The sequence below is a fragment of the Synechococcus sp. W55.1 genome, assembly GCF_047461655.1.
Lineage (GTDB): Bacteria > Cyanobacteriota > Cyanobacteriia > Thermostichales > Thermostichaceae > Thermostichus.
On record NZ_JANSHN010000002.1, the window covers coordinates 35,610 to 50,250 of the forward strand.

General features: G+C 58.1%; 17 protein-coding genes and 1 tRNA gene. 3 read left to right on the plus strand and 15 right to left on the minus strand.

The window, feature by feature from the left end; all coding sequences use genetic code 11:
• Window positions 1–50: 50 nt before the first annotated feature.
• The 10 genes from NW816_RS01380 to NW816_RS01425 all read right to left on the minus strand — a co-directional run bounded on the left by NW816_RS01380 (window position 51) and on the right by NW816_RS01425 (window position 7,480).
• Complete coding sequence (locus NW816_RS01380; protein ID WP_414329208.1) at window positions 51–773, minus strand: carbon dioxide-concentrating mechanism protein CcmK; 723 nt, start codon at window positions 771–773, stop codon at window positions 51–53.
• Window positions 774–799: 26 nt separating this feature from the next.
• Window positions 800–1,465 (minus strand): hypothetical protein, encoded by a 666-nt coding sequence (locus NW816_RS01385; RefSeq protein WP_414407985.1) that lies wholly within the window; start codon window positions 1,463–1,465, stop codon window positions 800–802.
• A 66-nt stretch (window positions 1,466–1,531) separates the two neighbouring features.
• Window positions 1,532–3,493: a ribulose bisphosphate carboxylase small subunit gene (locus NW816_RS01390; RefSeq protein ID WP_414407986.1), complete on the minus strand. Its 1,962-nt coding sequence runs from the start codon at window positions 3,491–3,493 to the stop codon at window positions 1,532–1,534.
• A gap of 71 nt (window positions 3,494–3,564) precedes the next feature.
• Window positions 3,565–3,864 carry a EutN/CcmL family microcompartment protein gene (locus NW816_RS01395; protein ID WP_011433394.1) on the minus strand — a complete coding sequence of 100 codons (300 nt, stop codon included), beginning with the start codon at window positions 3,862–3,864 and terminating at the stop codon, window positions 3,565–3,567.
• On the minus strand, window positions 3,864–4,205 hold the full coding sequence (locus NW816_RS01400) for a carbon dioxide-concentrating mechanism protein CcmK (RefSeq protein ID WP_011433395.1): 342 nt from the start codon (window positions 4,203–4,205) through the stop codon (window positions 3,864–3,866). The genes NW816_RS01395 and NW816_RS01400 overlap by 1 nt, the downstream gene beginning before the upstream one ends.
• 71 nt (window positions 4,206–4,276) lie before the next feature.
• Window positions 4,277–4,585, minus strand: a complete 309-nt coding sequence (locus tag NW816_RS01405) for a carbon dioxide-concentrating mechanism protein CcmK (RefSeq protein WP_011430450.1) — start codon at window positions 4,583–4,585, stop codon at window positions 4,277–4,279.
• A gap of 524 nt (window positions 4,586–5,109) precedes the next feature.
• Window positions 5,110–5,835 carry an energy-coupling factor ABC transporter ATP-binding protein gene (locus NW816_RS01410; RefSeq protein ID WP_414407987.1) on the minus strand — a complete coding sequence of 242 codons (726 nt, stop codon included), beginning with the start codon at window positions 5,833–5,835 and terminating at the stop codon, window positions 5,110–5,112.
• Window positions 5,836–5,842: 7 nt separating this feature from the next.
• Window positions 5,843–6,670 (minus strand): cell division protein FtsQ/DivIB, encoded by an 828-nt coding sequence (locus tag NW816_RS01415; RefSeq protein WP_414407988.1) that lies wholly within the window; start codon window positions 6,668–6,670, stop codon window positions 5,843–5,845.
• 57 nt (window positions 6,671–6,727) lie between these two features.
• Complete coding sequence (locus tag NW816_RS01420) at window positions 6,728–6,946, minus strand: NAD(P)H-quinone oxidoreductase subunit O (RefSeq protein WP_011433398.1); 219 nt, start codon at window positions 6,944–6,946, stop codon at window positions 6,728–6,730.
• A gap of 129 nt (window positions 6,947–7,075) precedes the next feature.
• Window positions 7,076–7,480 (minus strand): hypothetical protein, encoded by a 405-nt coding sequence (locus tag NW816_RS01425; protein WP_414407989.1) that lies wholly within the window; start codon window positions 7,478–7,480, stop codon window positions 7,076–7,078.
• A 1,607-nt stretch (window positions 7,481–9,087) separates the two neighbouring features.
• Here NW816_RS01425 and petE point away from each other — a divergent pair.
• Together petE and NW816_RS01435 are read left to right on the plus strand one after the other, a co-directional pair.
• A complete protein-coding gene (petE, locus tag NW816_RS01430; RefSeq protein ID WP_011433401.1) occupies window positions 9,088–9,498 on the plus strand; it encodes a plastocyanin in 411 nt (136 codons plus the stop codon).
• A gap of 176 nt (window positions 9,499–9,674) precedes the next feature.
• Complete coding sequence (locus NW816_RS01435) at window positions 9,675–9,905, plus strand: hypothetical protein (protein WP_414380853.1); 231 nt, start codon at window positions 9,675–9,677, stop codon at window positions 9,903–9,905.
• Between the two features lie 36 nt (window positions 9,906–9,941).
• Here NW816_RS01435 and NW816_RS01440 read toward each other — a convergent pair whose 3' ends face one another.
• On the minus strand, window positions 9,942–10,154 hold the full coding sequence (locus tag NW816_RS01440; RefSeq protein WP_414344087.1) for a DUF2997 domain-containing protein: 213 nt from the start codon (window positions 10,152–10,154) through the stop codon (window positions 9,942–9,944).
• A gap of 88 nt (window positions 10,155–10,242) precedes the next feature.
• Here NW816_RS01440 and NW816_RS01445 point away from each other — a divergent pair, with 88 nt between their 5' ends.
• Window positions 10,243–11,292 (plus strand): potassium channel family protein, encoded by a 1,050-nt coding sequence (locus tag NW816_RS01445; protein WP_414407990.1) that lies wholly within the window; start codon window positions 10,243–10,245, stop codon window positions 11,290–11,292.
• A 23-nt stretch (window positions 11,293–11,315) separates the two neighbouring features.
• Here NW816_RS01445 and NW816_RS01450 read toward each other — a convergent pair whose 3' ends face one another.
• From NW816_RS01450 to NW816_RS01465, 4 genes are all read right to left on the minus strand, one after another.
• On the minus strand, window positions 11,316–11,984 hold the full coding sequence (locus NW816_RS01450; RefSeq protein WP_414407991.1) for a PHP domain-containing protein: 669 nt from the start codon (window positions 11,982–11,984) through the stop codon (window positions 11,316–11,318).
• A 98-nt stretch (window positions 11,985–12,082) separates the two neighbouring features.
• The gene (locus NW816_RS01455; protein ID WP_414380850.1) at window positions 12,083–13,246 is read right to left on the minus strand and encodes a pyridoxal-phosphate-dependent aminotransferase family protein; all 1,164 of its coding nucleotides are present in this window, start codon (window positions 13,244–13,246) and stop codon (window positions 12,083–12,085) included.
• 34 nt (window positions 13,247–13,280) lie between these two features.
• Window positions 13,281–13,352 (minus strand) — tRNA-Cys (locus NW816_RS01460).
• 82 nt (window positions 13,353–13,434) lie between these two features.
• Entirely contained in the window at window positions 13,435–14,616 is a 1,182-nt protein-coding gene (locus tag NW816_RS01465) for a CO2 hydration protein (RefSeq protein ID WP_414407992.1), read from the minus strand.
• Between the last annotated feature and the right edge of the window lie 25 nt (window positions 14,617–14,641).

The window sequence follows — 14,641 nt, forward strand, 5'->3', positions numbered from 1 at the left end:
CGTTCTGCCCTGCTCGGCTTTCTTGGGCAACAGATGGGTTTCTCAGGGGGCTAGGGAGTTTCAGGCGGCTCCAGATAAACAGGGATCCGCTCTACGGCTGTATCGCTGCGCTGCACCTCCTGTTCCTGAACTTGAGGAAGGGTTACCGGCAGGGTAACCGGTTGAGCAACAAAACAACTGGCCACGGGCAGCGCTTGCTCCAGTTCGTCCAGAGGGCGGGGGATCACTGCCACCGCGTGCAATTCCCCAATGCGCTCTGCTTCGTACATGCCGGCATCGATGGCAATGGCCACGTTGGCCACTGTACCGCGGATAATGGCCGTACATAGGCCATCCCCAATGGTCTCGTAGGCCGCCAGTTGGACATCCGCGGTTTTGAGCATGACATCGGCAGCTCCCACCATTGCCGGGAAGCCGCGAGTTTCCAGCAGGCCCACGGCCAAGTTACTGAGGCGGCTGTAGCCGCGGTTTTGTGCCAGTTGAGACAGCTTGCTGCTGATCGGCAGTACCACTTCCAAGTTGGGCAGGGGGCGCGGGATCACCAAACTGGAGATCTCCTCTTGGTCAAACTGGCGGGCCAGCTCAATGCCCTCCTCAATGGCAATGCGCACATCGGCAATTCCCCCCCGCACAATGGCTGTGCAGTAGCCCCCCGAGGTTTTCTCAAAGCCGATCAGCGTCACGCCTGCCGACTTGGTCATAGCGTCGGCAATGCGCACGATGACCGGAAAGCTGCGCGTCTGAATCAGGCCCAGGGAGGTTGACATCGGCATCCTAACTACTCACGCCAGTTTAGCCATTAGAGCCGGCTATCCCCAGAGGAGAGCACCTGTCGATAGGGATAAATCTTGCTCAAGAGGCGATCCAATTCCCAATGGCCAGGGATCCCATTGAGCTTATGGGTTTTGGTCTCTGGGGAGTCGGATTTTTCTTGGTGCCAACGGCGGGTTTGCTTTTCAACATTGGCCACCGGAGAACTGGGTGGGGGAGACGGCTCAGGCGACATCTCTGGAGCCATTTCCACTGCCGCCGGCGAGGGCTCTGCCGGGATGGGCTTGCTGCCGCCCGCCTCCTGGAGATCGAAACCATAGGTGGGATCCCCGAGCAGCGAGCCGGGGGGAATGACTGCTTGGCTGAGCACCGAACAATTCAGCACTGTGGTTTCTGAGCCGATGCAGGCGTTTTTGCCGATGGTGCCCTGCCCGATCACCAGCACCCCCATTCCCAAGGTTGCTCCCGCCTCCACGATGAGGGATCCCCCACAGGCGTGCAGAACGGATCCCATGCCGATACACGCGCCGCGCTCGATGTAGATCCGACAGCCGGGGTTAGCCCGCAGCAGCACCCCTGCCCCAATCCCCACCCCAGCTTCCACCTGCACCTCACCACTGACAAAATAGCGAGTTTCGCCGTTTTGGCCGAGCAAGGTGCGGAGCGTCATGGAGTTGGGCAAAGTAGAGGCCAACAGGGTACTCCTCATCGCTGGGGGGTTGGACTTGAACCAACAGAGGTCAAAAAAAGCTGGGATCCCTCAAGGGGTTTGGATGATCTGCTCCAGCACTCGCCGTTTGGCTTTTGGGTCAATACCCAGCAGGCGGACGTATTCGCCGCGATGTTCCTCCAGACAGGCTTCCAGAGCTGCCACCACTTGGGGCACTTGGGTGGCCTCGATGGGGCTACAGCTTTGCCAAGAAGAGGTGCGAAAACGGCGCTTGTCCGCATGTTCGGTGCCGATGCGGTAGCCTTGGCTGAGCAACTGCTGCACCTGAGCCACCACCTCGGCATTGAGGCGGGTGCCAGAAGGGGATCCCTTGGGGGCAGAAGCAGGAGCCGCGGCAGCAGCAGCAGATTTTCCGCTAGGGGTTTGGATGATGCGCTCATAGACCCGCCGTTTGCCTTTGGGATCGATCCCCAGCAGGCGCACATATTCTCCCTGGTGCTCCGCCAGGGCAGCCGTCAGCTTAGCCAACACCTCTGGCCCGCGGGTGGCGCGAATGGCCGGCCCACTCTGCCAGGAAGAGGTTTTGAAGCGGCGCTCGTCGGCATATTCGTAGCCGATGCGATAGCCCTGAGCCAGCAGCCGATGCACCTCCTCCTGCACCTCCAGATCCAGGCCGGCACTGCCCCCTGCCGCAGGAGCCGTATCTGCCACCACGCCGGTTCCTGCAGGACTGCTGCTCACCTGGCCTTGCGGGGTTTGAATGACCTTCTCCAGCACCCGCCGTTTGCCTTTGGGATCGATCCCCAACAGGCGCACATATTCTCCCTGGTGCTCTGCTAGGGCAGCCTGAACAGCGGCCAGGATCTCCTGCGGCTGACCGCTCAAATTGCTCAAGGTCTGCCAAGAAGAGGTGCGGTAGCGGCGGGCATCAGCCACCTCCAGGCCAACGCGATACCCCTGCGCCAACAGCGTTCGGATTTCTTCCTCTAGCCCTGAGCCAGACTGAGGGCCGGATGTGCCAGAACTCGGGGCAGCGGCTGCCGAGACGCGGCTGGGCATCCCAGAAACCAGCGCCGGCCCATCGGGGGTTTGGATGATCTGCTCCAGCACCCGCCGTTTGGCCTTGGGATCGATCCCCAGCAGGCGCACATATTCCCCTTGGTGTTCTGCCAGGATGGCCCCCAATGACTGCACCACCTCCGCCTCGTGGGTGCTGGTGATTGGGCTTTCGCTTTGCCAGGAAGAGGTTTTGAAGCGGCGAGCATCGGCATATTCCAGCCCCACGCGATAGCCTTGGGCCAGCAGGGCGCGAATTTGCTCCACCACCTCCGGCTTGAGAGGGGATCCGCCGCCGTTCCGGCCATTGCCGCGATGGGAAGAATGAGTCATGGGTGCCGTCTCCGTAGCCGTTGAGTGAGAGGTGCGCTGCAGTTCGTTGCGGATGGGGGCAATACAGACAAGGTTTTCGCTGCACTGGTAGCCCTCTCGCAGGGCTTGGTTGATGCCGATCACGTGTTGGGCAAACTTGGCATCGCTATCCTGGACGTCGGGCAGCCGGTCGGCCTCCGCCTGGGTGGTGATGATGGATCCAGAAGGCACATACTTGCCTGGGGGGATCTCCACATCCTGGATTAGGCAATGCAACATGATGATGCAGCCATCCCCCACTCGCGCGTTGAACACCGTCGAGCGGAAGCCAATAAAGCAGTCGTTGCCCACGTAGGCCGGCCCGTGGATCAGAGCCATGTGGGCAATGGAAGTGTTTCTGCCAATCCAAACGGAGTAGGGTTGGCCGTCTTCTCCTATCACCCGCCCCTGCTCCAGGCCGTGGATGACCACCCCATCCTGAATGTTGGATCTGGCGCCAATGTGGAAGGGGGATCCCTCGTCAGCGCGAATGGAAGTTCCCGGGGCGATCAGCACCTCCGCTTCCACCCGCACATCCCCAATGAGGTTGGAGAAAGAATGCACGTAGGCTGTGGGATCGATCTTGGGCTCCGCCAGTCGGCGAGACCAGGGCGTTGGCGGTGCAGCATAGGTGTGAGCAGGCATAACCGTGAGCCTCTAGAACGCAGTAGGGCGGACAAGGGCAGCAAGAGAGATGAGAAGGGAAGGGATCCCAGCTAGCGTTGATCGCGCTTGTTGTAGAGAGAGCGACCGCCAACGCTGACCGTATCGATAATCGCCATCACCACTGCATCCAGCGGGCGAGTCTGGTTTCCTTGCGGCTGGCGAGCGGCACTGCCTTGGCTAACCAGCACCCACTCGTCAATGCCGGCCCCCACCGGATCGGCAGCCACAGCGTAATCGGGTTGCGGCTGGCCCTCGAGATCGACGTACTGCACCAACAAAAACTTCACGCCCGTCAAGCTGGGATCCTTTTGAGTGCTGGTGACGGTGCCCCGCACAATGGCAATACGCATCAGGGACGGGTGAAGGGACGGATGGCATTGACCCCTTCGCGGAACTGAGCCACATCCTCGGTGTAGCGAATGGGCAACACGTACTCCAGGTTCTCGTGGGGACGGGCGATAATGTGCCAAGACAACAACTGGCCGCCGTTCACCCGCTTCACCGAGTCAATGCCGGCAGCCACCGAGGCTTGCACCTCCGAGACATCCCCCCGCACGATCACGGTGACCCGACCGCTGCTGATTTTCTCGTAACCCACCAGGGTAACGCGGGCTGCCTTGACCATGGCGTCGGCAGCTTCTACCACTGCCGGGAAGCCCAGGGTTTCGATCATTCCAACTGCAATAGCCATAGGTACTCCTTACGCTGAAAGTGAAAGTGGGGTGCGAACTTTCTGGGGTGCGAACTTTACTGAAGTGGGGACTAGGTGCGGAACTGCTCTACCGCCTCGGTATAGCGGATGGGCAACACAAACTCCAGGTTCTCGTGGGGACGGGCAATGATGTGGTGGGAGAGAATCTCACCCCCGCTCACCCGCTTGGCAGACTCCAAACCGGCAGCCACCGAGGCTTGCACCTCCGAGACATCCCCCCGCACGATCACGGTGACCCGACCGCTGCCGATTTTCTCGTAACCCACCAGGGTAACGCGGGCCGCCTTGACCATGGCGTCGGCAGCTTCTACCACTGCCGGGAACCCGCGGGTTTCGATCATTCCAACTGCAATAGGCATATCAACTCTCCACTTCTGAACACTCAGTTCCTGAACGTTGTCGAACCCAGCAACAAGGCAAATTGATCTCGCTTATTGGGTTCGCTCATGCAATCTCCTTTCGATTTCATCAGAGAGATCCTCTGCCCAAATCTCGATTGACAGCTTTTCCCGGCGACACCTACCCCAGCCACCAGAGACCCCCCTCTGAGGGGAGAAGGCTCTGAGCCACAGACCTCCGACTGAAGTCAGAACAGGTTGTAGGAGCCATCAGGGTTAAGCGCAACTGTCACTCAGGCGGGCAAAGCTGCCAGCTCTGAGCTAAGTCCACATCTTTCTTGTACAAAATCGATCATACAAAATTGACTAGGACAGCTCAGAGAAGGGATCCCCGACTTAACAAAATGATATCCCTATTTAATCCTGGACGAAAATCAATATTTTTAATTAGCACGATAGCTTTTTATTAAGAGAGGCAAAATTGTTATCAATTCAAAAATAATTCTTGACATCTTTTCAACTTTCACCGCTCATCGACTCCTGGATCATCGGCGCAGTGAGGGGGGCACTTCCAGGCCGTGGGCTTCCATGAGGTCGGCTTGGCCCATCAGGTGGGCTGGGGATCCCTGGGCCCAGATCCGCCCTTGATCCAACAGGATGACCTGATCGCACACCTCCAGGATCAGCTCCAGATCGTGGGAAGCCAGCAGAAAAGTGTGGGCGGCCTGTTGCAAAAAAACTATCAACCGGCGCCGGGCTCGCAAATCGAGGTTGGCTGTCGGCTCATCGTAGAGCACCAACTGGGGCTGCATCGCCAGGATCCCGGCAATGGCGACCATGCGCTTTTCCCCACCGGAGAGGTGATGGGGGGGACGATCGGCCAAATGGAGGGTGCCGGTCATCTGCAGGGCGGCCTGAACGGCAGCCGCAATCTCCCCCTCAGGACGGGCCAAATTGCGCAGTCCGAAGGCCACATCTTCGGCCACCGATGGGGCAAACAGTTGGTCGTTGGGATCTTGAAACACCAACCCCACCTCAGGGCGAAACTGGCCGGGCCGCAGCGGCTGGCCAAACAAACTCACCTGGCCAGAGCAGGGGGGCAACAGGCCGCAGAGGGTGAGGAACAGGGTAGTTTTACCCGCGCCATTGGGGCCGATCACCCCCAGATGTTGCCCAACCTCGACCCGTAGATCCAGCCCTTGCAGCACCGGCGGATGACCGGGATAAGCTGTCCACAATTGGTTCACCTCCACCGCCGGCACCGGGTTCATGGCAAAGCTAGGGCATTCGCAGGTCTTTCCAGCGCTCCTGGGTGGCCGTGGGGGTAAGTTGCAAGGTGGGCACACTGGGGCTGGTGAGGTCAATGTGGACGATGTCGTCGGGCGTACACTCGCAGTAGCGGCGCAGATCCCGCATTTGGTTGAGGGTCTGAATTTGCAAGGGCAAGCGGTCGGAAATCGGCCCCAGGTAGACGTTGCCCAGCTCAGTATGCAGGGTAATTCCCGCTCCAGATTGCCAATCCACTGCCCTGATCTGAATTTCAGACTGCTGTAAAGCCCTGAGCAACAGCGCCCATTGCTCTGGGGTGTGGTTCTCCCAGCCCAGCAGCTCCAGCTCAGGCCAAGACTTGGGGGAACGGTAGGGATCGGGAGACAGCCAGTTGCCCTGGACATCCACCCAGCCCATCTGGTCGCCCCATCGCGCGCGCGCCACAGGTTGCCGTTCCCGCACCTGGACGATTACCCCCACCGGCAGCAGCCGCCGCTGCACCTGGACGCTTTCGATGGGAGAGGGGCGGGTCGGGGATCCCAGCAAAGCCCTTTCCAAAACAGCCGGTTGCACCTGCCAAATGTTGAGGGGATACTGCAGGGGCAATTGTGCCCGTATCCAGGCGGGATCGACCCAGTGGGCACCCTTTACCTGAATCTGTTCTGGCTGACGAATTTGCCAGTGGGGCTGCCGTAGGCCCAGCACCAGCAGCGCCAAGAGGGTCATCGAACCGGTCAGGCGCCAGGATCCCTGCCAAAATCGGCTGCGCCGTTGCCGACGCAAAAGCTGCCTACGCTGCAGGATTTGTTCACGGTTGGGAGCAGCCAGGAGTGCCATGGATCCCCCTTCACCCCATCACGGGGTATGCAGATGGGGAACATTCCGTGCTTCTACTCAACCCGCCATCTCCTGAACCTGATCCGCCCGCAGCCAAACCGTAGGGGTGGGAACAGCCCCAAACTTAATCTGCAGGTAGTCACCTTTGATATCCACGACTTCTCCGGGGGTCTCGAAAACGTAGTTGGGAATAAAAGGATCGCTTGCCTGCGCTTCTAAGCTACCCTCCAGTTTCTCGCGGATAGCCCGCACCAAGGTGCCTCGCTTAATCGCCATTGCTCCTCCTCAGTTCAGTCGCAGATTAGCCGGTTCGATAGCAGTTGTATCACGCCTGTCGCTGCTGCGAAGAGGAAAGCTGGGATCCAGCCTCTGGTTGGCTCTGACAGGGATCAACCTGAGTTTGGCTTATTTGCGTTTTAGGCTGCGGGCCATATTGCGGAAGGTATCCATGTCCGATCCCCCCTGACGGCGTGGGCTTGCTCCGCTGCTGCTTGAAGCGGAGGATCCCTGCTCAGCAGCAGTTTCAGGAGTTTTGGCTTGCTCTGTGGACAACTTAACTTTGCTGAGGGAAGAGACCTGCTCCACCACCTCCACCTTCTCCTTGCTGCCGAAATCCTGGAAGGTGTGCTTCACGATCCTGGGGGTGCGCATATACTCGATGTTGCCAAGGGTTTTGGCTTCATCTGGGTCGAGAAAAAAAGTATTGTCGTTTTTCGCTTTCTTTGGGGTTGGCTTAGCAACAGTTTCCGGTGAGGACGTGGCCGCAGCTTTGCCGCGCGAGCCGAACAAGCGCCTGAAGATGCCTACCATGGTCGTTTTGCCTGCAATGGGAAGGAAGTTGAGCCGAACCCTGGGCGGGCCAGCTGCCCTCGACAAGGTGAAGGCCAAGCCCAGTCATGAAATAATGTTAAGCCAACTGAGAGCGCCGTGCCCCCTTGGCAGAAGGTTTTCTGGGCCAAGTGCTTGTGGCTGCTCTGACCAGTTTGAGTTCCCCTGCTCTCCGGCCTGCTGGGCGACTGTCCTCACCCCTTTTCCCAAAACGAGAGAGCTGACCTGGGAGGATTAGACCGCCTTACGGAAGCCATCATCCAGGGGATTGTTCAGAACTAGCTCTGTAGACTCCGCACGCAGTTTAATATGACCTGCAGGTTTTTCAGCCCTAAGGCTTTGGACGAACGGGATCCCTGCCCCACAGAAGCTGCATTGCGCATTGCTAAATACAATCACTTTAAGCAATCACTTTAAGCACACTTTAAGCAGGAAGGAGACTTTTCCGTTGTGTTGCTTCCTAGCTCCTCTCTCCCTATGGGAGAGGGGTTGGGGGTGGTTGCGGAAGCGGCGCAGAGCGTTTGGACGGCACTGCGTAGCAATTAGTAAAGTGTCTTAATCTAACTTGAAATGACTATCGTGATGATGTAGTGAATAGAGTTGTCTCAATCCAGCCAGACTAAAATCGTCGGCTTATGCCCAGCTCCTCTCTTCTAGAGAGACCTCAGGTGTGCTGTTCCAGCCAGCAGTGACTATACGGACATACAACGAAATAAGAAGCCCAAAAATCACTCTAGCCCCAGGCAAGCACAAACCATAGTAGCAGCTGTGCCCCTAGAGCGGCCTGCCAAGAAAACCTTGCTACCGAGCTTGTGAGGTGTAGTGCACTTCAACCCTGAGAGGAGCGCCCAGGTTCAAGGCAGTGCCAATACACCGGGCCAAGATTTGAATGTTAAGCCGCTGATCCGTCGATTCTAAACTTGTTGCAAGCCGACTCTTGCTTGGACCAACTACGGGTGAACGCTGTACGCTCATCTTAACAGACTCCCTATTTTGGTGAGGGCTGAACAACCAACTGACTTTCAGGTGATGTTATTGAGGAATCTCAAAGGAATACCGACCAGCAGCATCCAAGAACCTGCTCTTTGAGATTAGGATGATTTGCCCTTCTTGTGCATCGACAACCCTACGGATTTGTTAGGCAAGACACTCTTGGACTTTAAGGGATCCCACGGAAAAAGAATCTCTACTTTGCGAAACTTTGCGAAGCACTTTTGGGTAGAGATGAGGACGACCCGGAAAACTGGCTCTCGGTCACCTGCGCACGCTCACCAACCGCCAAAACATCCTGCCCCAACTGGCCGGGGATCCAGCCGCATCGGGTTGCCCAGCAGAAGTGTTGCCATAGACCCGCGAGAGAGTTCTGTTGTTTGACGGGTTCGGTCTGCTGTGGCCTTCTGTTAAAGAACGGATGCTACCGCTCCATAGGTGGGCATGCTCTATTTTGGGATGAGCCCCCTTATAATGAACATTGGGAATCCAACTGTCCCTGCTGTCCCTCTGCCTGGCTGGGTTCTCTTCACTACCTGGAAGGGAACAACGGAGCCGCAAAGTCTGGGATAACTGCTGTTGCGTTTTGAGAGGAATCCATGTCTCTAGTTTTTAACCTGGTGAAGCGTTTGCAGCTCATCCTGCTCAGCCTTGTGGTTGGGGGGTTGGCTGTGGCGTTCTTGTCCAACCCTGCTGCTGCCGAGACCTACATTGTCAAAATGGGATCTGACAAGGCCCAGTTGGTCTACGATCCGCCTTCTCTCACCATCAACCAAGGGGATACCGTTCAGTGGGTGAACAACAAGGTCTATCCCCACAACGTCGTCTTTGACAAGGTGCCCGGTGGAGATGCGGCTTTGGCGGCCAAACTCTCCCACAAGGCGCTGCTTACAGCTCCCAAGCAGGTGGTGGAGTCAGCTTTTGTTGATGTTCCTCCAGGTGAGTACACCTACTACTGCACGCCCCACCGTGGGGCCGGAATGGTCGGCAAGATCATCGTGAACGGCTAAATCCGCACCCTATCTGCTAGGGATCCCACTTTTGGTTTTGCCTTGCTGGATAGGGATCCCTGCCTTTAGCATAAAAGTTAGCCCTCTCAGGAGTGGGAGGGCTTTTTAGCGAATGAATACGCATCTAACCGGCTTGTCTTCGAGCCGCACAAGTTTAGTCCACAAACGGGTTCTCTATGACCACCAGCGTTAAAGGTTACCTGCTCTTGGCCGTTTCCTGCCTCAGCGCCATTGCTGCTGTTGGCTCAATTTTCGAGTTGGCTTCTGGCGAGCCGGATTTTGGCGTCGGCACCACCAGTATCATCTTGGTTGTCGCTGCTCCATTGGCTGTTTGGCTGTTTCAGGCTGCGGTTGGAGCGGCACGGGCCGGCAATACGGCCGGAAAGGGGAGCAAAAAGAAAAAGTGAGAAGATGGTGAGAACCCTAGGCAAATGGATATGGAGTCAGCGGGTTTGCTTCAAAGAGACTTCTGACTCCCTCTCGATTTCAGTCAGTTGGTGAAACTCCGGCAAGAGCTCCCGTTTCTGCACGGCTCCGAGCGCCGATTCCAAGCCGGCGGTAGCTAGGGTACAACTGGAGCCAGAACCATTCAGTACGGTCTCGGTAACCTGTCCGTTTTTGTCGATCCGATATTCCACCTTGATGTATTCAGGCATCGGCACTCCGCTTGTTACCGAACAACAACGGGTTCTTCCCCATTCTAGTTCTTGCTTCCTTTTCCTGGGCTAGATCTGGCTGGGCTCTATGGCTTCTGCTCGTCCCCTCTTCCAGGCTGCCAAAAAGGATCCCGGGATCCGGCGAGACCTCGGCTTGGGTGTGGGGGCATTGGTGTGTGTGGTGCTGATCGGCACCCTCTGGTACCACGGGGTGGAGCAGTGGCCGTGGGTGGAAGCTTTTTACATGACCATCATCACCCTGACCACTGTTGGCTTTATGGAGGTGGAGCCGCTGGGGGAGCGGGGGCGTTTATTTACGGTGGCCTTGATCCTGATGGGGGTCTTGAGCATCGGCTTCATGGTGAATCGCTTTACAGAGGCCCTCATCCAGGGACATTTTCAGGAAGGGATCCGGCAACGGAAATGGAAGAAACAGATGGAAGCGCTGAACAACCACTACATCATTTGCGGTTTCGGGCGCATTGGCCGGCAGGTGGCCCAAGAGTTTCGAGCAGAAGGGGTGCCATTTTTGGTGATCGATCAGTCTGCTGAGGCGATTCAGGTGGCTCAAGAGCTGGGATATGTGGCTCTCCAGGGGGATAGTACTCTAGATGCCACTTTGCTCGAAGCGCGGGTGCAACAGGCGGAGGGGCTGATTGCCGCCCTGTCTTCCGATGCCGAGAACCTCTACGTGGTCTTGTCGGCCCGCACCTTGAACCCCCGCATTCGCACCATTGCCCGCGCCAATACGGAGGAGGCTTTGCAAAAACTGCAGCGGGCGGGCGTTGCCCATGCCATTTCTCCCTACATCACGGGCGGAAAACGCATGGCGGCGGCTGCCTTACGCCCCCGGGTTGTGGACTTTGTGGATGGCATCCTTGTCGGTCGGGATCGCACTTTTTACCTAGAGGAGTACGAGCTGGCAGCCCAAGAATGTCCTTATGTCGGGCAAACCCTACGGAAAGCCGATTTGCGCAACCGATCCGGAGCTTTGGTGGTGGCGATTCGACGGGCGGATGGCCAGTTGATTGGTGGCCCCAGCGGAGAAACCCTGTTGCAGCCGGGGGATCTGCTGCTGTGTATGGGCACTGCAGAGCAGTTGCGCCGGCTTGGTCAGCTGCTCTATCCACGCCCGTAGCAGCTTGTTCTGGGTAGCCTGGCTCAAATCCGCCTCAGGATACTGGGGCCGTGAGAGTCGGTGCCGCAGGTTTTCAAAAGTCCGTAGGCCTCGGCCAACTCTTCCGCTTTCTCCGTCACTTCTGGGCTAGGGATCCAAATCTCCGGGTTTTTGTAGGCGTAGTAGACCTCAAGGCCATCTATTCCCAACTCCGCTGCTGCTGGGACAATTTCCTCTGCAGGCAGGCAATAGCGAAAGGGATGGGCCAACACCGCCAAGCCTCCTGCCGCTTGAATGGCCTGGATCGCGTCGGCGGCAGGCCAGCCGGGAACCTGCTCCCCTTGGGCAAAGGGATCCAGGACACCATCGGTGGGATCGAAGCCGTAGCCCAGAATATGCACTTCACAGCCCAACAGGTTGGCTGTGATCTCGATCCCCGGCCACAGGATGGGGTCGTCGGGACGATCCAGGTGGGCACGGGCTCGCTCGTAGCCCTTCAGGGTGTGGTGATCGGTGATGGCTAGGCCCTTGAGGCCGTGCCGGCGCGCCTGCTCCGCCAGATCCAAGGGATCCATCTGCCCATCCGAACAACGAGTGTGTAGGTGAAAGTTGTACTGCAAGGGACAAGAACGAGGGCCAACCCCCTGTAGCACCTGCCGCAACTCCCCAGCAGAAGGCACCACGCAGGGATCCCGTTCCAAGCTGACAGCCATAGCCACCCTTGGGTTCTGAAGTTTTATTAAGCATGTCCCCTCATTGTAGCCAGGGGTAGGGGTCAGTGCTATGGGTCAAAGACTACTGAGCTGGGGGCTCAGAAGCCGTGGGCCAATACTTCCTCGGCGGCGCGAGTTCCCGCCCCTGGGGTGAAGTCGCTGTAGCCCACGGTGTGTAAAGCTGACTCCAGAGCAGCCAAGGTCATCAGCACATCGCGGTCACTCACAAAGCCCAAATGGCCAATGCGGAAGATTTTGCCCTTGAGGTGGTCTTGTCCAGCGGCAAGGGCGATGTCGAAGTGTTTCTTCAAGGTGCTGCGGATGGTGTCAGCGTTGATCCCTTCGGGAGCGAGTACAGCTGTTACCGAAGGACTGGCCGCTGACTCTGGATCAACCAAGAGCTTTAGCCCCAGAGCCTTGACGCCAGCACGGGTGGCCTGGGCCAGCTTGGCATGACGCCGGTAGATGGCTTCCAACCCTTCTGCGCGCATCATGCGCAGGGTAACCTGCAGGGCGTAAAACAGGTTCACCGCCGGTGTAAAGGGAGTGGTGCCTTGGCGCAGGGCCTTTTGCGCCAGCTTAAAGCTCCAGTAGTACTTGGGAAACCTAGAGCGCTCCGTAGCGGCCATGGCCCGCGGGCTGACGGCCACAAATCCCAGCCCTGGTGGGATCATATAGCCCTTCTGGGATCCCGAGGCCACCACATCCAAGCCCCATTCGTCCATTAACACCGGCATTGCCCCCACGCTGGTGACCCCATCCACCAGGACGAGGGCTTCCCCGTGCTCGCGGGCAGCAGCAGCAATGGCTTGGACATCGTTGGCTACGCCGCTGGAAGTCTCCGAGTGGGTGAGGATGACGGCTTTGATGGTTTTTTCCCGGTCGGCAGCCAGCTTTTCTTGGAAGATCTCGACGGGGTAAGGGATCCCCCAGGGGGTTTCCACCCGCTCACACTGAAGGCCAAACTGCTCGGACATTTCCGCCCAGCGCTCCCCAAACTTGCCGTTCACCCCCACCAAAACCCGATCCCCAGGGCTGAGGGTGTTGAGGATCCCGGCTTCCATGGCACCAGTGCCACTGGCGGAAAAGACAAACACATCGGAGGTGGTTTGGTGCAGCCAGCGCAACCCATCGGTGACCTCTTCCAAAATGGCGGTGAACTCTTTGCTGCGGTGCTCGATGGGCCCTCGTGCCATCGCCAGCAGCGCACTCTCGGGAACGGGAGTGGGGCCGGGGATCATCAATATCAGCTTGTCTTTCATGCTTGCCCTGCTTGGGATGCAAGTAAGGTTTAAAAGGTGGCGGCCAGATTCGAACTGGCGCATAGAGGTTTTGCAGACCTCTGCCTTACCACTTGGCTACGCCACCCCATTGCTCAACTGGGCGCAGATATTGTATCCGAAAAGGGGATCCCCCTTCCAGTAACCAAAAGTAGCAGTTCCCAGCTCAGCTAGGCCTCAACCCTTTCTTCCTGCACCTTTAACAGACGGGATCCCAGCAGGCGCTGCAGCCAAGGAGCCAGAAACTTGCGGTTGGCCAACTGCTGCTGGGGATCCTGAGTTTCCAGAGGGAAGGGGGCAAGAGCCCGCAGGGCGGCAGTGGTAACACAGAACATGGCCTTTTGGAAGCTAAGGCAGATTTTCACCCGCAGGTCATCATCCCCGCGAGGCTGGCGGCGGTAGTGCTCTCGCAAGTAGGGGGGCAGGTGGCGCATCATATCCTGCATCAACAGGGTAGGCGGGATCCCAGCGCTGCCTACCGGCAGCGGATCGGCGTAGAGGGCGCCGTAGGCAAAGTCAGCCTGCTCAGCCGGGATCTGGTGGGCCTGGGCGTTGTAGGAAACCGTGCCCATAAAGGGAAAAGAGCGGAAAAACACCGCCTCCACATAAGGGATGGCCGTATCCGGCAGGAAGGTCAGGCCTGCTGAGAGAGGAATGATCTCATAGCGCCGGCCCCAGATGCAGGGAGCATAGGCGATGGGTTTGTCGGCGGCGGCCACCAGCCCTTGCTGAATGTGGGCCACTACCTCGGGGATGGTGAGGTGGGGTTCTGTCTCGGAGCGCTTGGACAGAGACAGGAAAATATCGCTCATCACCCGCCAAAACTGGCCCAAGCCGCTGTACATAGCCAGCATGCGCACCTGTTCCAGAGCAAAGTCGGGAAACAAGATCCCCAAGCCCTGCAAGAAGGGATTGAAGCGGATTTTGGCCCGGATGGCTCTCTTGGCCCGCTCGACAAATTCAGGGGTATCCAGGTAGCGGTCTAGCCCCCCTCCCCCATGCCAGAGCATGGCCTTCATGCAGTATTCGGCAAACTCGTAGTTGATGCGGTCATGCCACAGGTAGCGCAGCCATTTGCCCAGGGTAATCTCGCCGTTGAAATACTTGAACGCCGGAAAAAGCTCCAAAAATTGGTGGTCGGCAATAAAGATCAAATTGCGCGAATAGGCATCCAGCACCTCGCCGTAGCTATGCAGGATGCCAATGACCTCTAGGCGATTGGCAGGGGCATCCGGCACAAGGGCTCCCCCTGCCTCTAGGCGCTGGACAATAGGAGCCAGTTGCAGTTGCTCCAGAGGAGATAAGCCGGCCAGAAAGAAGCAGGAAGGAGCAGGAGCAAGAGTGGCAGTCATGGGAGCAAAAGAAACTCCGTCGATC